Genomic DNA, 19,101 nt, shown 5'->3' with positions numbered 1-19,101 from the left:
GGGAATTATAAGAAAAATGGGTAAAAAATAATAAAACGGAAAATCCTCATAAGAGCTTAATTTTATTAACTTTTTAATTGTGAGAGATGCAAAACGTCTAATTTATCTTTTTCCCGAACAGAGCCCGATTTAAGTAAAATGAGACCATCGGCATTAAGGAAAGGAATCAATATACCGTTTAAATCAGTTGCCATAAGAAGAAAGAAACGAGAGTAATTTTTGAAGATTAGACAAATCACGTTTTACCAAAATATCAACATCTTCAGTAGCACGCACATGGCCATTCATCACACAGGCCATACCGCCAACGGTGATGTAATCGATGTTAGCCTTTGTGAGGCCGACCAACAATTTTTCGAATGGGTTTAACATTGGGCTCGGTATTAATTTTTTTGTTTAATTTTTTAATGAATAAATTGAGCTGATACACGCGTTCAAGAGGGCTTACTTCGGAAGGTTTACCTACAGTTTTTTTGAAATCCTGCATAAACTTATGATAATGGAGAGCTTTCGTTAAAGCAACAGACTTATATCAGAGACTTAGCCTTAGCCAAGGCCTCGTTAATTTTGGAAGGATCACTCCCGCCAGCTTGCGCCATATCGGGCCGACCACCACCTTTGCCGCCTACAACTTGAGCGACCTCGCCTATGATTTTACCGGCGTGATATTTATCGGCTAAATCTTTACTCACGGTAACAATGAGAGAAACTTTATCACCCGCTTTAGCAGCAATGACGGCAATACCACTTTGCAGGCGATTTTTTACGGTATCTGAAAACTCACGCAAGAGTTTGGGGTCATCAATATCCGTTTCAAAAGCTAAAAATTTTACACCGTTGATGGTTTCTACTTTGTCCATGTAATCACTACCACCACCGCCCCCACTGGCCATCTTGGTTTTAAGAGCTGCAATTTCACTATTCAGCTCTTTAATTCTATCGTTCATTTTTTTAACACGACCCGCAATTTCTTGAGGCGTAGCTTTAACGAGTTCGGCAAGCTCTCCTAAACGATGTGTCGCTGTACGGAATTCTTTTAACGCACCAAAACCAGTGACCGCTTCAATACGACGCACACCGCTGGCTACCGAGGATTCAGAGGTAATTTTAAATAATCCTATTTCACCGCTGGCATTAAGATGTGTTCCACCGCAAAGCTCGGTAGAATAAGGCCCAATCTGCACCATGCGCACTTTATCGCCATACTTATCACCAAAAAACGCGAGCGCGCCTTTGGCAATCGCTTCTTTATATCCCAACTCTTCTTTTGTGACGGGATAATTAGCCAAAATCACTTCGTTTACACGGTTTTCAATTTTTTCAAGTTGTTCGCGCGATACAGGTTCAAAATGGCTAAAATCAAAACGTAGATAATCCGGCTTTACAACTGATCCCGCCTGTTTAACGTGATCACCCAAAATTTCGCGCAGCGCCGCATGCATAATGTGCGTAGCCGTGTGATTTTTCATAATCGCCTGACGTGTAGGCGTGGTAACCTTCATTTTTACTTTGGCGCCCGAGGTAATTTTACCTTCCACTACTTTTCCACGATGCGCAAAAATACCATCCACGGGCTTTTGTGTATCAATCACTTCTACCTTACCGGTAGGCGCTTCAATAAACCCAACATCGCCTACCTGCCCGCCACCTTCACCGTAAAACGGCGTTTGATCCACAAGCACTTCTACCAAATCACCCTCGCCAGCTTCACTCGCTACTTTCCCGTCGGCAATGAGAGTAAGAACCGTTGCATCGGCATTCAGTGTTTCGTAACCTAAAAACTTAGTTTTTTTATTTTGACTAGCAAGCTCATGATAAATGGCTTCTACTTTGGCTTCGCCTGACCCCTTCCAATTGGCACGGGCCCGTTCCTTCTGCTCGTCCATGGCTTTACTAAAACCTTCCATATCCACCACAAAACCTTTTTCTTCCGAAATAATTTGTGTGAGATCGATAGGAAAACCAAAAGTATCGTAAAGTTTAAAAGCCAGTTCGCCACTTAAGGTTTTTTCTTTCTCCTTTGTGAGACGCGCAAACTCTTCACCAATCATCGCCAAACCTTTATCTAAGGTTTGAAGAAAGCTCTGCTCTTCGTTTTGAATTACCTTTTGGATAAACGACTTGTTTTTAGAAAGTTCGGGATAAGCACTCTTCATTTGCTCAATAAGAATATCGGCAATTTGAAAAATAAACGGTTTGGTGAGCCCTAACATTTTACCATGGCGGATGGCGCGACGCATGATGCGGCGTAATACATAACCTCTTCCTTCGTTAGCGGGTTGCACACCGTCGGAAATAAGAAAAGTCATCGCGCGCAAGTGATCGGCAATTACACGCACCGACACATCGTCTTCGGAATTATTACCATAAGTTTTACCGGCCACTTTTAAAATTTCTTCCATCACAGGCCAAAACAAATCGGTTTCGAAATTGGATTTCTTCTTTTGCACCACAGCGGCTAAACGTTCGAGCCCCATCCCGGTATCAATAGAGGGCTTAGGAAGCGGTGTCATCTTGCCGCTTTCATCGCGGTTAAATTGCATGAAAACCAAGTTCCAGATTTCCATGAAATCATCGGGATGTGTTCCAGGATTACCGGCCGATTTACCTGTGCCCCAATACAACTGGAGATCAACATGAATTTCACTGCAAGGGCCGCAAGGACCTGTGGGCCCCATCGACCAAAAATTATCGGCTTCATCCAAACGAACAATTTTATTTTTGGGAACACCGGCCACTTCCGTCCATAACTTTTCGGCCTCGTCATCTTCGCGAAACACCGTTATCCATAAAGGTTCGGCAGGTAATTTGATTACTTGAGTGAGAAACTCCCACGCAAACGAAATGGCATCTTTTTTAAAATAATCGCCAAACGAAAAATTACCGAGCATTTCAAAAAAGGTGTGATGGCGCGGGGTACGGCCTACGTTTTCCAAATCGTTATGCTTACCGGAAACACGCATGCACTTTTGAGAACTGGTAGCGCGGGTATAATCGCGTTTTTCCAAGCCTAAAAAAAGATCTTTAAAAGGCACCATCCCTGCATTCACAAAAAAGAGCGTGGGATCGTTAAAGGGAAGCAAACTTCCGCTAGCCACACGGGCGTGCTTTTTGGATCCAAAGTAACTTAAAAACTTTTCTCTAATTTCATTTCCTGTAAGCGTCATAGGGGGCTGGTTTTATAAGTTTTTTCTCAATCTGAAAAGCGTTATCTTTTTGACAATCCATTTTTTACAAACTCTCTTTTTTTATAAAAATAGCTAATAAAATCATATCCTTATTTTTTAGACCCGTTGGCTTTTTTGGCCCCTATTTTGCACAATATGAATGACGTGATTCAAAAATGCTTAAAATGGTCAATTTTATTAGGTTTTTGGGTAGTTTTATTCCCTATTTTAAGTGCCCACACCACACCCGAGCTTGAGCTACAAAATATCCCTGTATCTGGATCGGTTGAATATAAGTCACCTGATTACAGCAACGAACTCGATTTCATACGCAAACAAAGTAAAGCTGGATACCCCACATGGGCAGAGCACATCATCAATGCCACGTTTAAAGCCGATGGCGAAAACGGTTGGTTGGGACAAAATTATTTATTCATCGACCATTGCGATCGATGTGCCAATGGCAACAACTACAACTGGGCTCAAAATCATGGAATGTATAGTACCGTTGAAGGCGGTAACGAATATAACAGCACTATTCATACTATACCCTTAAACCCGGACCACGAACTTTTACAAAACGGAGTGGCCATTGACTACCTTGGAAATCCAATATTGATCTCAGGCACATATAGTTATTATGCCAATGCCTTAATCCCTATGTGGTCTAACATTACCGGTTTTGATTTTAATTCTTCCGCGCTCATTCCCAGTTCATTTGGAATACAACACGATAATATTGGAGGATCTATTATAGACGATGGCCCAACAGTAGACGGCCGCTACGATCCTTACAGTAGTTTTAAATTTTGTGAATATTCTAAAATGAAAAGCGATACGGTTGATACTACAAGTGCTTGCCAGGGTATCCGCGAATATATTGCTCAAAACACTTCTCTCTCTCAATTAATTGCACAAGGGCATAAGTTTGATGGAACAACTTTAATAAACGAAGATGCTGTGATGAATAGCTTTAACCTATTCAACCATCTTTCTCATCTTCATAATTTTGAAACCTATCTGGCCGATTCGCGCATTATGGCTAAATCTTTGGGGCGTGGGTATCTTATGTATGGCAATTATGGCAATTTATATTTCCCCTACACCCTCATGTTGGGAAGTGTTGCTGATGCCATTTGGATAGAGAAAAATGACAGTCACGATATCACCGGTAATGTAAACAAGCAAAAAACTTTATCCTATACCTCCAACACTTTTGAAACACTCAAATTTAAAATGGCTGAAGCTTTGTCTAAACTTGATGGACAAAATAAACCAGTGATGGCACTCGGCCGACGCGCTCAAACTAATTTTTTTCAGGGATTAAATGCGCCTCCCGAAATCTTTGAATTTGCCGAGGCTATTGCTACCAGCAATGGTGCCGCTTTCATGTTCAACCTCAAAAATGACGAAATGCCTCCGGTGCGCACCGATATTTATGAACTCATGCATAAAATTGCCGAGTTCCGCTATAAAAACCCAGCCCTCTTTGAAAAACCGTATCGCAACAAATTTGCCGAAGTTGGCTTTGTTTATTCGCTACCCACTTTCTTAAACCAAACCTATTACCAAACCGACATGTTCACGTCTCCAAACTATTACAATTTGTTTGGGTTTTCACGCGCTCTTGAAATTGCTCATTTGCAATACGAAGTTGTTTTTTTTGGGCATCCTGAATTTCCGATGCAAAAACTAAACACTAATGACCTTTTAAAATATAAGGCCCTGGTCATTCCTGCTGGCACTAACCTTACCGACGAACAAATTATTCTACTTAAAAATTATATGGATAATGGGGGCAAAGTTTTTTACACCGCCAGTTTGGGCACAAAAGATGCCTACAATAAAACCAGAAACGACCCTACAACAAGCGGTGGAACATTATATAATTATATAACAAGCCAAAAGTTAATACAGGTTTTGGGCGGTGCTAACTTTAGCGGATACAGAGGCGGGTTTTTCTCATATTCAAAAACAGAATCTGAAGCAGTAAGAGACATCCTTTTACAAAACGTTGCTAACCCCATTGTTAAATCTACTCCTGGCAGCATTCCCGACACTCTTTGGATTAACACCTGGATACATGAAAAAAACCAAAACAACTTTCTTTCGGCAAGCTTCTTAAATTATCAGGTACAAGATCATTTTGAAACGAGTTGTACCAACTGGTTAAGCAAGACCGTTACTTATAAAAATGGCACAACCGGACTAGATTATACATGTGAAAAGTATGACAACGGGTGCCAGACATGGGTTAATCTTTATGGTAGACCCGCTTGGGACACCGACAATGATCCTAACACCATTTATACTATTCCTCCTGATATGGTAGATTCATGGCCGTACGGGAAACTGTGCACCGAAATGGATTTTACAAAAGTAAGACAAGCCAGCATAACACCGGTTAATAACCAAACTCTTACCTTAAACATGCCTCAAGGGATAAGAGCAGATATAGCCTACTGGTTTGACCCGGCAACCGGAACACGTACCACACTTAGAAATCAGGCTACTAACAATAATGAGTGTACGGTAACAATTCCCCAAATAAAAGTAGAAGGCATCCTTGTTTGCGGCAACGCAGCTTCGGTTAACAACATAAATAGCATACTCATGCAGGAGCGCCTGGCCCGTAAAATACTGCACGCCCAGGGAAAAGAAGATAAAATCGACAACGCAAATACCCCCGAATGGGAGGAACTTTCCATATCAGATTCGACTACTTTAACCAATGCTCTTAATAGCCAAATAGGCGAACTCGATATAAACTTTGCCGAAACACTTATTGACGATTACCAAGAAAACAACGGCTCCATATTGGCTCTTGATTTTAACAAAAACGATGACACAGACACCATTCCGGGAAGCGCTTTACTGAAATCGGGATGGGACGGGCTTATGCCAAACTACACCTACGAGTCGGGCACTTACAGAACTTATCCGGAAGGTATTCGCTACGGCTGGCTTCCTTTTGATGACGACTCCCTACCTACTTACGAAGAAACGCTTTATCAACTTCATCCTGCTAATGGTGACCTTATTTCTACTACCGAATGCACAGCCACCTTAAACGCCGGAGAATTTTTACTGGGCACTCCTATTTTGTTAGAAAGCCCTTTTAACCGTACCTTGTGTTCGCTAGCTCGTTACAAATTAAAATTTGGTTTTTCACCAGGATATTACAAGGTAAAAATGATCCGTACCAACAATTCGAATGCAACCAATGCTTACAGGGCCTCGAGCATGGTCTGGGCTAACAATAAAGCCATGTTGCTCCATACCGCCGGCAGAGCTGGTGATTACAATGCTGATACTTTTGTTGCACATGTAAGTACCGAAGACGATGGATTAACTCTCGCAATGGCCGAATGGAATGTAGCAGGCCTGGTTATTTATCCAGCAACAGAAGACGAATACCTTGATGAGCAAAATAAACCGATGATGCTGGGGGGTATCCGCAACTGGAAAATATCGGGCAGGTTTGAAAATCCAGATTTTTACCCCCTTAACCAAATTAAAACTCCCTTTACAAAAAATGGGAATGATGTTGCTAGCCTTGGAAATTTACAAACCTTAAGCATACCCACAGAAGGTTACCCTGTTGTAAGCTTGGGAACACAAAATAAAACCAGTATGGGCGATGTTGTATATGCTGTTGCTAATGTATATGCCGACGCCGATGGCGTGGGAACATTTTCGCTGGGGGCCACAAGCTGGATGAGATTATATGTAAATGGGAAATTATGGGCATACGATCCAAATAGTAAAGGACTCATGAAGGATGAATTAAAAGTAGAGGTGAATTTAAAGAAAGGTAATAACCAAATTGTTGCCGAACTCATGCGCTATGATGAACGCGAATGGCGTTTTTATGTAAGCCAGGTCAAGTTTATGGAAGGAGCAGTAGCACCGGAGCCTTTAATACTTCCTCCTCCTGCACCACCAGCAGGAGGCTCCAGCACCCCCGTTAAAGAAGAGGCAGAGGCTGCACGAGATACTTCGCCAGAACAAAGTAGCCGCTTTACAGGATCGGGCTGCGGACTTAAGCTATAATACTCCCCAGCCTTGGGTATCCACACACCAAAATCTCTTTATTTTTCAAGTTCTAAATTTAAAATATACAATAATATCATATAGTTAATATTGTGCCTTTTGGTATTAATCTTGCTTTAATTATAACCTGAAGGACGTGTTTATGAGTAATCTGGGCCCAGTAATTAAAATGCTGGAAACAATCAACGACGCTAAAAAAACCATGATAGAAGCCATGGCTCCAACCAGCGATATAGAGCCTACTCTTGAAATGGGCGATGGGCATGGAACTCAAAATTTTGCAAGCGAGGCTGCACCGGAAACGCCTGTTAAAAAAGAAACACCCTATTTTGGTGATGCCTTGCAAAGCACTGTTATTCGCGAAGCTGATAAAGCAAAAACTTACGACAAACTGGTAAACGACGGTCATCATGAAGATTTGATAAAAAAGCAGGATCAACTTTTGACCATTTTAAATGAAGTACAGGCAACAACTCATTATGGAGGTAATCCCATGATCACAAAAGATAAGTTAGAAGAATATGTTTTTTTAGCGCTTGAAGAAGAAAAACAGGAAAAAAACTCTCATCAGTCTCAAAACGGCGAAGAAGAACACGATGAAGATAACGAACCTACCGAAGTGGTGACGATTAAAAATTCAAACCCCGGCTATTTTAAATCGCTCGTCAGTAAGATTTAACGATATAAAAAATTATACAACTTTCGCACCAACCCAAAGTTTTTGGCATACGGCGGATAACGCATGGCGTTTTCGCCCCAGAACGGACGGGCTAAAATACTTTTGAAATGACTAAAAGCATCAAAGCCAGGTTTGCCATGATACGAACCCATCCCGCTATCCCCTACTCCACCAAACGGTAATTCACTGATCGCTAAATGCACCACCGTGTCGTTAATAGCCATGCCACCCGCACTGGTTTCTTTAATTACTTTTTCCTGCACACTCTTATTGGTTGTAAAGAGATACAAGGCTAAGGGTTTGGAACGATCATTAATAAAGTTAATGGCTTCGTCCAAATTTTTGTAAGTGGTAAATGGAAGAACCGGTCCAAAAATTTCTTCCTGCATGAGAGGGGTTTCGGCGTTTTTCAATTCGACGATAGTTGGTTCGATAAAAAGGTTATTAACGTCAGACTTACCACCAATCACTACTTTCTCACCGTCCAATAATTTAAGGATACGGTCAAAATGACGCTTATTGATAATACGGGCAAAATCAGGGCTAGCTTTTACATCTTTTCCATAAAAACTTTCAATCTTTTTACGAAGCGCATCAATAAATTTGTCTTTAATCTTTTCGTTGATCAAAAGATAATCGGGAGCCACACAAGTTTGACCCGCATTTAAAAATTTGCCCCACACAATACGGTTTAGGGCAAAATCCAAATGAATTTCTTCATCTACAATACACGGACTCTTGCCACCTAGTTCAAGAGTAACAGGTGTTAAGTGTTTAGCAGCTGCAGCCATTACAATACGGCCCACTTGCGAAGAACCCGTGTAAAAAATGGTGTCGAATTTTTCATTTAATAATTCGGTTGTTTCGGGCACGCCGCCTTCTACCACTGCTAAAAATTCGGAAGGGAAATTATTATTCACTAAACGAGCCAGTAATGCCGATGTTGCCGGAGCCAACTCAGACGGTTTAATAATATTGCAGTTACCGGCAGCGATGGAAGCGACAGCAGGCCCTAAAGCTAACTGCAAAGGATAATTCCAAGGAGCTATAATAAGAGCCACGCCGTAAGGTTCGGGATGAATTTTACTGGTACCAGGTAAAAGTGGAAAATCGGTAGAAACCTTTTGGGGCTTCATCCAGCCTTTTAGACATTTTAAGGTGTGTTTAATTTCCTTGGAGATGATGATGGTTTCACCCAAATACGCTTCGGCCGGGCAACGACCCAAATCACTTTTTAAAGCAGCTTCAAAATCGAGCTCATGTTTTTCAACAAGCTCTTTTAACTTTTTAAGCTGTTCAACGCGAAAAGCATACTCTTTGCTTTTACCTGTTCTAAAAAAATCGCGCTGGCTTTGAATGAGTGAAACAATGGGAGATGACGACTGCTTAACGGCGGTATTTTGCATGAGACCTCTCGTAGGGGCGACACCAAAGTCGACCCCTACAAGAAGCGGGACAATCCATGGGTGCCAAACTTATGAGGCTTTGGCTTCTTTTTTAGCCTTAGCCTCAGCCGAAGTTTTTACCTCTTCCACAGGCAAAAGCCCAGCTTTTTGTTTAATTTGAAACTCAATCTTTTTCACTACTTCGGGATGAGTCTTCAAGTACTCTTTTACATTCTCAGTACCCTGCCCAATCCGTTCGGGCCCATACGAAAACCACGAACCACTTTTCTCGATGATTTCATTTTTTACAGCTAAATCAATGAGATCGGCCTCTTTACTGATTCCTTCACCGTAAATCATATCAAATTCAACCTCACGGAAAGGAGGGGCTACCTTGTTTTTAACAATCTTAACGCGGGTACGGTTACCAATAACATCGTCACCGTTTTTAATGGCTCCAATACGACGTATATCCATGCGCACGCTAGAATAAAATTTAAGCGCATTGCCTCCCGTAGTTGTTTCGGGGTTACCAAACATCACACCAATTTTCATACGAATTTGGTTAATGAAAATAAGCATGGTTTGCGAACGACTGACCGTAGCAGTCAGCTTACGAAGAGCCTGACTCATGAGACGTGCTTGAGCACCCATTTGCGCATCGCCCATTTCACCTTCAATTTCGGCTTTGGGCACCAAAGCGGCAACAGAATCCACCACCACCACATCCACCGCATTGGAACGCACCAAAGTTTCGGCAATTTCTAAAGCTTGTTCGCCATTATCGGGCTGGCTGATCAGTAAATCTTCGGTTTTAACACCCAGCTTGCGGGCATAGTTAACATCTAAAGCATGTTCGGCATCCACAAAGGCGCAAATACCACCCTTCTTTTGAGCCTCAGCCACCACATGTAATGTTAATGTTGTTTTACCGGACGATTCTGGCCCGTAAATTTCAATAATACGACCACGGGGTAAACCACCCACTCCTAAAGCAATATCTAAACCTAAAGAGCCGGTGGGAATGGTATCAATCTGAGAGTTTTTTGTGATCTCCCCTTCTCCTAAACGCATGATAGAACCTTTGCCAAACTGTTTTTCAATGGTAGAAACAGCCAGAGAGATGGCTTTGTTTTTATCGGTATTGTTATTGTCGATGGCTTGCATATTGTTTTTTCCTTTCGTTATGTTAAGTAATTCTTCCGTGATTTACTTTTTATGAAGCAGGCTCAGTTCACATTGCAAGACTTTTTTTAAAAAAAATAAAAAAGAGGTTTTTATGGCTTTAGTTGAATCATTAGACATCCCCTTAGGCACAACCATGCCGGCATTTAACCTGCCCTCACCCGATGGTGCTCTCTATAATAGTGCTAGCATAAATGGCCCCAAAGGCTTGCTGGTTGCTTTCACTTGTAACCACTGCCCCTACGCTATCGCTATTTGGCCTCGTTTGATTAAGCTTGCGGATGAAGCCAAAACCTGGGGCATTAACACCGTGGGCATCAATCCCAATATCCACCCCAACTATCCCGATGATGCTCCCGATAAAATGAAAATCAAAATTAAAGAATGGGGAATAAAATTTCCGTACTTAATAGATGAAAGCCAACAGGTAGCGCAAAGTTACAAAGCCCAATGCACACCCGATTTGTATTTGCTGGACCCTACCGGAAAACTCGTTTACCACGGCCGTTTGGATGACAACTGGAAAGAACCCGAAAAAGTGCAAGTGCAAGAACTGCGCAATGCGATGCTGGCGTTAAAAGAGGGCAAAGCTATCACTAGCAATCAAAAACCTTCCATGGGCTGTTCTATTAAGTGGCGCTAAAAATGCCGCGCCCGAGAACGTACCTGATACAGTTTTTCGGTAAAACCTCCTTCTTTAAGAAATTTGAGTTCTAAATGTTTGAGCTGTTGCCTTAACAGGTAAATACTTTGGTGAGTTAAACAAATTAAAATATTGGCTGCCACTTCCGGAGTTTTCTTCAAAATCTTGTCAGACAAGTCAGACTTGTCCGACGGGTCTGACAGGTCGGACAAAAACTTTCGGACTTGAAGAGTTTTTTCTTCGTTCTTACCCCACAAGCGCAAACTATTTTGTCTTAAAAAATCTTCGTAATCGAGCAAGAGTTCTTCTAGGCTGGCGCGGGCCACACCGGTTAATTTTAATTCCGTTTTTTTAGAAATTCCCGAAGCCATACTGGCTTCGGCAATATTCTGCACCCCACTCCGCGCGGCTTGCACCATTTGATCGTGAGTACGCGAATACTTACTTACCAAACGGTTACAAAAAATTACCGTATTATCGTAAACCAATTGGGCACACTGAAAGCTCCGCAAGTTGCGATAACCACCATGGACAGAAATAAGTTTGGGTGCTTCGTTCATGCTTTGGCTAAAGCAAAGCTTATGCCAAAAAGCACAAAACGATAACTCTTTGAATTTTAAAGGAAGTGTTTTTAGAAAAATTCTTCAGAGTCCGATTCTGAGTCCGACAGGTCCGACGCGTCGGACTCGTCAGACAAGTCGGACTAGCGCACTCTCAGTTCCACCCGACGGTTTTTAGCTTTGCCTGTATCATTAGAATTAGAAACAGCAGGTTTTGTATCGGCAAAACCGCTTACTTCAATACGCAAAGGCGTAATCCCCTTACCCGTTAAATATTTTTTAACCGCATTAGCCCGGCCCAACGATAATTTTTGATTGGCCTTGTGCGTACCCGTATTATCGGTATGCCCTTCAGCTACAATTAATTTTACTTTTGGATTTTGTTTTAAAAGTGAAACCACCGTATCCAGTTTTGCCTTATCGTCTTTAGAAATTTTAGACGAGTTGCTGGCAAAATAAATGGTGGGTTGCAAGGCACGCAAAGCATCACGTCCTAAACCTTTTTCGCCCTTCCCCCAGCCAACGGTCACACCCGCATCGGCTCTAAACGTAGGCGATGTAGCGCCGCGCACCAAGGGAACACCGCCGCTTACATTAAAACTAACCGGATGATTTTTAAGTTCCACATCCACGCCACCCATCGCCTCAAGCGGAGAGCTTACCTGATGTGTTAAGGGTTTGTTGATGGCCGTTGAGCCTACCAGATCCACTTTCAGTTTTACTTGTTTGGATACAGCATAGGCCGAACCGATACTGCCTAAAATACGCCCCTTCTGGTTGTAATTGCTATAGCTAACACTTTGCCGCGCTTCTACACCCACGTTTAAAGCCGAATACCATTTGTCGCCCATTTCCCAATCGAGGGCTCCAATAAGCCCGCCACGGGGATATTTATCGGCCACATAATATTTTTCCATACCGGTGGGAATAGTGAGATACGGCACCAGTGCAAAATGAGTTTTACCACTCTGGCTATGAGCAACAGGAATATGCCCTCGTAACAAAACATCGCCTAACGTGGCTTTGTTGGCATAAGTTGAAAGCGATGGGGCTAATCGTTTATTGACCGATACAATAGGCACAATCACATCGAGCCCCAGTTTTTGTTTGGGAGAAAAACTAAAACCCAAATTATGGGTAACCAGGTGGTTGATAAGTCCCTTACTCACACCGCTCCATTTTAAATGATTGTACCCATACTGAGTATCAAACGAAAAAGTATAGGGCGATGTGGGTTTTTTAGCTCCCAAGGTATAAATAATACCCGGAGAACCCAAAACAGGGGCATCGGGATTTACCGAAAATTGGTCCGTTGCCGCCATAGAACTGGAGTTATAAAGCAAAAACATCAGCACTAGAGAAAGCAGCATTTTGCCTTTGCGTAAACGCAGAGCAAAGAGCGGCAAAACAAGGAAAGCAAGCATGAGCAGAGTATTTTTTATTTCCTGGCCCACATCAAACTGCCGGCTTGGGTCAACATGGCAGGTGCAATCGGGATAAGTAGGATCCACCGCAGTTGTAAACGTAATGTCGGTGTCTATTTCGTCGATATCAGGATTTGCAACCGTGGCATAAAAAGTATTGAAGTATCTTTGATACGTAGCACCATTGTCGTTATAAAATCCCACCCTCATATTAATTCTAAAATACACGGTACTGCCTGCGTCTATCGTTCCAATATCACAAATAATGGTCAAATTGTCGGAGGTGGGTGTGCAAGCTATCGTTCCTGTTACAGTGCCTGCATCACCATCTAAGATTTCAAGTGTATCATTCTCACGCAAAATATTTCCGTTTCCACGATGTTCGTCAGGCGTATAAAGACGTAATATGGTATTGAGTGAATCGAACTCCCCTGTATTACTGATGGCCACCTGATAGTGGAATTTAGTTCCCATTTTTGCCAGCCCTGCTTTGTAGAGCTCGGAGAGATAGGTGCTGACCGCAACTGTTAAAGTGGGAGTGTTATTAAAGTGCAACATGGCAATGCCATATGGCTGGTTACCCGCAGCCACCGTAGTGTGAGTGAGTCCATCAACACTGATGATCCCTAAGGTTCCGGAAGCATCCTCGGTTAAATAAAGTTTAGTTTCATCTTCATTTAAAATAGCCTGGCGCGGAAAATTACCTACAGCGATGGTTTCAACGATAGTGCGTGTAGCTGTTGATATGACATCGATATCGTTATCTCCCGAATTGAGTACAAATAAAAGACTATCATCGTCATTTAATACCAACCCTAATGGAAAAACTCCCACTTCAATAGTTGTACTAATAGTGTTGTTAGAGGTGCTAATCTCCGTAATATCCGCTGTTCCATTGTTGGAAGAATAAAGAATAGTGCCCGCATGATTCACCAACAAATTAAGCGGGCTGGAACCACCTGGCAAGGTGATGGTAGCAGTAACCGTATTACTAGAAGTATCAATTACCGAAATGGTGCTGTCAGCTGAATTACCCACATACACTTTTGTTCCGGCCGGGTTAATAGCAATACCAACGGGCGAATTACCTACAGCAATTGTATCGGTAACGGTATTACTTGCTGTGTCGATTACATAAACAATATCATCAATGGAGCAAGTTACATAAACAGTAGAACTATCGGGAGTAGCCACTAGTTGCTCGGGGGCTATACCTACGTCAATGGTAGCACTCACCGTATTGTCGGTTGGGTCAATCACCGACACATCACTGGTTAAACTATTGGCTACATACAAAGCGCTGGCATCGGGCAAGGCCACAATACCTTTGGGTTCGTCTCCCACATCAATTGTATCGGTCGCTGTATCCGATTCCGGATCAAACACTGTAACCACGCCAAGGGCAGTATCGCCTACATAGAGGCCTAAATCATCGGCCCAACTTTTAACTGAATGGGTGAATAAACTACAAACAAGACACACAAAAAAAACAAACAAGAATTTCAAACGCATAGTTCTCCCTCTATTTTAAACACATAAATAATTTACTTTACCCTTAACTCAACACGACGATTTTGAGCACGCCCCTTATCGGTATTATTGCTGGCTACCGGTTTAGTATCAGCAAAACCTGTCACCTCAATGCGGTTAGAGGCAATTTTTTGTTTTACCAAATAATTTTTAACTGCCGTTGCACGTTTAACAGATAACTTTTGATTCACCCTGGATGAACCTTTATTATCGGTATGACCTTCGGCTACCATTAATTTAATCTTGGGGTATTGCTTTAAGAGAGCAGCCACCTGATTTAATTTGGCCTGGTCGTCTTTACCAATTTTTGCCGAGGCCGAATTAAAATAAAGTGTGGGCTGCAACGCTTTAAGTTCCGCTTTTCCAAGCCCTTTTTCGCCCTTCCCCCAACCAACAGTCACACCGGCATCAGCTCTAAAGCTGGGCGAAGTAGCCCCACGCACCAAAGGTCCACCGGCGTTTACGTTAAAAGAAACGGGATGATTTTTTAAATCAATCTCAACACCACCCATAGCTTCAAGCACCGTTGCCGGTTGATCTTTAAAAGGTTTATTGACCGCGGTTGCTCCTACTAAATCGGCTTTTACTTTTACCTGTTTAGAAACAGCGTAAGCTGTTCCAATACGTCCTAAAGCACGACCTTTTTCATTAAAATTTCTCGAATCAATACTCTGCCGCGCCTCAAAACCCAAGTTAATGGCCGAATACCATTTCTCTCCCATTTCCCAATCAAGCGCACCCACTAGCCCGCCACGAGGATATTTATCGGATACAAAATACTGATCGTTACCCGTGGGTATACTCATGTAAGGAATGATGGCAAAATTTGTTTTGCCACTTTTACTTTTTACCAGAGGAATACGTCCACGCACGGTTATATCCCCTATTCCGGGTTTATTGCCATCATGATTTATTAAATGAATTTGGTTCACCGATAAAACGGGAACAACTACATCAATGCCCAGTTTTTGCTTGGGATAAAAACCAAAACCTAAATAATGCGTCACTAAATGAGTAACAATGCCATCGGTCACACCTTGTACTTTGGCATGATTATACCCGTATTCGGTATCAAAGCTAAAATGATACGGCTTTTGGGGTGCTTTGGCTCCCAAAGTATAAATAATACCGCTACTCCCCAGAGTGGGCGCATCGGGATTAACCGAAAAACGGCTTGTAGAAGCTATAGACGGAGCACTATAAAGAAAGATAAGTAATAAAAGAGATAAAAATATTTTTGCCCTACGCCAACGTAAAATTAAAACAGGCATAATAAGAAAAGAGAATAATAATAAAGTATTTTTCATTTCGCGACTCCCGTCAAAAAGGCGGTTACCCGCTATGTTAAAAGCACACCCCGATGAATAACCAGCACCCAGCGTAGTAAGGGTTGAACTATCGTTAGCCGTGATAGAATCCGACGTGGCCGTTGCCGTAAAATCATCATCCACTTCTCCACTGGTTAAATCGCCTACATGCATCGCCACTTTAAAATAACGGGTATCTCCCGCAGTTAAGGTTCCAATATCACAAGTAAGTATTTTTGCGCCGCTCTCCGTACATGTAATAGTAGATGTAGAAGTTCCAGCGTCACCGCTTAATTCATAAATTTGATTTTCTTCCATATGAATTCTGCCACCAACCATTGTATAGGGGCCACTGGTAAGCACTAATTGTGTATCGTCCAAATCTGCCCCGCCTGTATTGGCAACAACAACCTGATAAGAAAAAGATCGGTCGGGCGTCACTTCGCCAGACGCCGTGATATTAGCATCAAAGGGAGTTGTGATGGTTACCGTTAAAGCCCCTGCACCAGCAGAAACATCACGTAAAATAGCAATACCATAAGGTGTAAGACCAACAGCCACAGATGTGCGCACCAAAGTATCGGTATTTACAATACCCACCGTAGCATTATCACTCTCGGTAACATAAAGCTTTGTTTCGTCTTCATTGAGAGCTCCATAACGCGGAAAAGCACCCACAGACACATTATCTTCAAGTGTCATGGGATCTGTCGTGATTAAATCAACTTCTTGGCTCGCGGCATCAACAGCATATACCAAGCCATCATCGTTTGTGATAACGGTGCTAAAAGTTTCAAAACCTGAGAGTGCCGAATCAACAATAGTATTGTTAGACGTATCAATCTTATCTACATCCGAACCCAAAAATTCGCTCACATAAGCAAAAGCACCGTCATGGCTAATAGTAACGTTAATAGGAAAAGAACCGCCTCCTATATTGATGGAAGAAACACTATTATCGGATAAATCCACCACCGACACTGAATCGCTTGCGGTATTGGCCACATATAAAAAAGCACCATCAGGAGTAATCGCCAAACCACGAGGGGAATTTCCCACTAGCACCGTATCGGTAACAGTACCTGATTCAACATCAATAATAGATACCGAGTTATCTCCATTGTTGGTCACATACACGGTGGTACTATTAGGGTTTGCCACCACCGAATCAGGTTCGGCCCCCACAGAAATTGTATCTACCTCTGTATTATCCGTTGGATCAATCACCGAAACATTGTTACTTCCATTATTGGCCACATACACAGCACTCGCATCCGGCAACACCGCTACACCTCGGGGGCCAGTACCCACGTTAATCGTATCCGTCACCGTATCAGTGGCAGGGTCAATGACTGATACCGTATTATCGAAATTGTTGGTGACATAAATAGCCAGATCTTCGGCAAAAACTAAGGAGGGAACAAAAAAAGCGACAACAAAAAATACAAGCAACGCCCTTTTCATAATTAAGCCCCCGCTATTTTAGATATAAAGAAAAAATCTGCAGGTAATGTAACAAAAAACAGCAAACAGACAAGAAAAGTTTTAGACTCTCTATTAGTTTCGTCATATAAACATGACTTATGAAACCAGCAACATCCGTTATTTTTGGAACTCTCTTTATCCCCTTTGCCTTGCTCATTCTTTTTTATTCGGAAACAGCACCCGAATATGGAAAAATAATGAATAGCGCCATAAATCTAAGCACAGATAAGCCCACAGAACCTTCATTCAAAAAATCGTTTTGGATATCGGGGACTATTACAGCCTCAAAACCTGCTGTTGATGAAAACTTTTTACCCCATACAAGCATTGCAAACTATCCCCCACTCTATTTAAAGAGATCGGCTCAAATTTATGCCTGGCAACAAAAAACGCTTAAAAACCCGCCTAAACAGCTTGAAGATTACCAATATACCACCGAATGGTTTAGCGATAACGTCCCTAACAGCAGTACTTTTTTCATTAAAGATGGGCATCAAAATCCATCATCCCCTTTTAAATCAACCCAGATTTTTTTAGGACAAGACATTCGCGTTGGCAATATTCCCTTGCTTATAGAACCCGACCAACTTTTTTCGTTACAAATAGCGCAAACCCTTCCCTTTACCTTATCGCCCTCAATGATCAACAAAGTAGCTCCTGACAATTCCAATTTGTTTATTGGTAGCGACTTGGTAACCTTATACAAAAGTAATAGTGCTCAATCAGAGAGCCAAGCTTTTACAGTGGGGGATCTTAAATTTACATATGAAAGCTTCCCGTTAAACAAACAAGTAACTGTGATGGGTGCGTGGGATGGCTCTTCGCTTGTACCATTATGTCTCTCTAAAATCCGTCCTTGCCATATATCTATTTATCCAGGCTCAAAAACTGAAATGCAACGATGGCTCACTCAAGCCGATACAGCCATGTTTTATGCGGGTCGCTTTTTTAGTTTTTTATTTCTTTGGTTGGCGTTTTACCTTTTGGCAAAACCCTTTAGACACGTTTTTGAAGTAGTTCCCTTTTTTGGAAAAATAGCTCACACGGCTCTTGGCGTTCTCTGTTTTATTTTTAGTCTAATTTGCGTTGTGCTAGCCGTGCTATTTATTAAATTATTCTGGCTTATTGTTGTGGGCTTTATTGGGCTACTTGTTGCTCTTTATTATATCTATAGGCCAAAGGCATAAAATTTAATTCTCAAACTCTTCACCCAGTTTAGGCACTACGGCGTAAGGCACGCCTTCATCTTCCATTTTTTGATAATCATCTTCCGTGGCACTGCCGTAGATAGCTTCATGCGGGGCTTCACCTTTGTGCATTTTAATAGCGGTTTCGGCAAATTTATCGCTCACGTTTTTACAGTTATTTTTGATGTACTGGGTCATGGCTTTTACAACCGTCACCGGATCAAAATTAACATTCATCGAATCGTGTGAAGGCGCCGACACGAGGGCATCGGCATGTTTAACAACCCGTTTTTTGGAGGCTCCCGCATGTTTGGCAATGTGACCGCCCGAAACTACTTTTTTAATATCAAGCGAACCACATTCAGAACAGGCCACAAGCCCCTCTGCACGTTGCTTATCAAAAGCATCGGCATTGGGAAACCAGCCTTCAAAGCGGTGCCCAAACAAGCATTGGAGATCGTAAATAACCATGCCCTATGCCTAATACGTAAACAAA

At 42.2% G+C, this 19,101-nt stretch carries 13 protein-coding genes; 4 read left to right on the top strand and 9 right to left on the bottom strand.

The window, feature by feature from the left end:
- Positions 1 to 183 precede the first annotated feature (183 nt).
- From K1X76_07385 to alaS, 3 genes are read right to left on the bottom strand one after another with little or no spacing between them, the layout of a single operon-like run.
- Entirely contained in the window at positions 184 to 348 is a 165-nt protein-coding gene (locus K1X76_07385) for a hypothetical protein (GenBank protein ID MBX7148895.1), read from the bottom strand.
- Entirely contained in the window at positions 326 to 487 is a 162-nt protein-coding gene (locus K1X76_07380; GenBank protein MBX7148894.1) for a hypothetical protein, read from the bottom strand. Before K1X76_07380 ends, K1X76_07385 begins: the two co-directional genes overlap by 23 nt.
- Before the next feature lie 40 nt (positions 488 to 527).
- Positions 528 to 3,167, bottom strand: a complete 2,640-nt coding sequence (gene alaS / locus K1X76_07375; GenBank protein ID MBX7148893.1) for an alanine--tRNA ligase — start codon at positions 3,165 to 3,167, stop codon at positions 528 to 530.
- A gap of 156 nt (positions 3,168 to 3,323) precedes the next feature.
- On the opposite strand from alaS, the gene K1X76_07370 reads away from it, so the two are divergent.
- Positions 3,324 to 7,220, top strand: a complete 3,897-nt coding sequence (locus K1X76_07370) for a hypothetical protein (GenBank protein MBX7148892.1) — start codon at positions 3,324 to 3,326, stop codon at positions 7,218 to 7,220.
- A gap of 142 nt (positions 7,221 to 7,362) precedes the next feature.
- The gene (locus K1X76_07365; GenBank protein ID MBX7148891.1) at positions 7,363 to 7,899 is read left to right on the top strand and encodes a hypothetical protein; all 537 of its coding nucleotides are present in this window, start codon (positions 7,363 to 7,365) and stop codon (positions 7,897 to 7,899) included.
- On the opposite strand, the gene K1X76_07360 is transcribed toward K1X76_07365, so the two are convergent.
- Together K1X76_07360 and recA are read right to left on the bottom strand one after the other, a co-directional pair.
- Positions 7,896 to 9,305, bottom strand: a complete 1,410-nt coding sequence (locus K1X76_07360) for an aldehyde dehydrogenase family protein (protein MBX7148890.1) — start codon at positions 9,303 to 9,305, stop codon at positions 7,896 to 7,898. The genes K1X76_07365 and K1X76_07360 overlap by 4 nt on opposite strands.
- A 69-nt stretch (positions 9,306 to 9,374) precedes the next feature.
- Complete coding sequence (recA, locus tag K1X76_07355; protein MBX7148889.1) at positions 9,375 to 10,451, bottom strand: recombinase RecA; 1,077 nt, start codon at positions 10,449 to 10,451, stop codon at positions 9,375 to 9,377.
- Positions 10,452 to 10,563: 112 nt separating this feature from the next.
- Between recA and K1X76_07350 the strand changes: the two genes are divergently transcribed.
- The gene (locus tag K1X76_07350; GenBank protein MBX7148888.1) at positions 10,564 to 11,112 is read left to right on the top strand and encodes a thioredoxin family protein; all 549 of its coding nucleotides are present in this window, start codon (positions 10,564 to 10,566) and stop codon (positions 11,110 to 11,112) included.
- On the opposite strand, the gene K1X76_07345 is transcribed toward K1X76_07350, so the two are convergent.
- The 3 genes from K1X76_07345 to K1X76_07335 form a co-directional block, all read right to left on the bottom strand.
- Complete coding sequence (locus tag K1X76_07345) at positions 11,109 to 11,672, bottom strand: four helix bundle suffix domain-containing protein (protein MBX7148887.1); 564 nt, start codon at positions 11,670 to 11,672, stop codon at positions 11,109 to 11,111. The two genes, K1X76_07350 and K1X76_07345, sit on opposite strands and share 4 nt — an antisense overlap.
- A 143-nt stretch (positions 11,673 to 11,815) precedes the next feature.
- Complete coding sequence (locus K1X76_07340) at positions 11,816 to 14,608, bottom strand: OmpA family protein (GenBank protein ID MBX7148886.1); 2,793 nt, start codon at positions 14,606 to 14,608, stop codon at positions 11,816 to 11,818.
- A gap of 32 nt (positions 14,609 to 14,640) precedes the next feature.
- The gene (locus tag K1X76_07335) at positions 14,641 to 17,397 is read right to left on the bottom strand and encodes an OmpA family protein (GenBank protein ID MBX7148885.1); all 2,757 of its coding nucleotides are present in this window, start codon (positions 17,395 to 17,397) and stop codon (positions 14,641 to 14,643) included.
- A gap of 119 nt (positions 17,398 to 17,516) precedes the next feature.
- Here K1X76_07335 and K1X76_07330 point away from each other — a divergent pair, with 119 nt between their 5' ends.
- Positions 17,517 to 18,605 carry a TMEM43 family protein gene (locus tag K1X76_07330; GenBank protein MBX7148884.1) on the top strand — a complete coding sequence of 363 codons (1,089 nt, stop codon included), beginning with the start codon at positions 17,517 to 17,519 and terminating at the stop codon, positions 18,603 to 18,605.
- Positions 18,606 to 18,608: 3 nt separating this feature from the next.
- On the opposite strand, the gene K1X76_07325 is transcribed toward K1X76_07330, so the two are convergent.
- Complete coding sequence (locus tag K1X76_07325) at positions 18,609 to 19,076, bottom strand: DUF1178 family protein (GenBank protein ID MBX7148883.1); 468 nt, start codon at positions 19,074 to 19,076, stop codon at positions 18,609 to 18,611.
- Positions 19,077 to 19,101: the final 25 nt, after the last annotated feature.

This window comes from bacterium (genome assembly GCA_019695305.1).
GTDB lineage: Bacteria > UBA10199 > UBA10199 > UBA10199 > JAIBAG01 > JAIBAG01.
The sequence above is the reverse complement of the archived record's forward strand: the minus strand, read 5'-3'. Positions and strand labels throughout refer to the sequence as shown.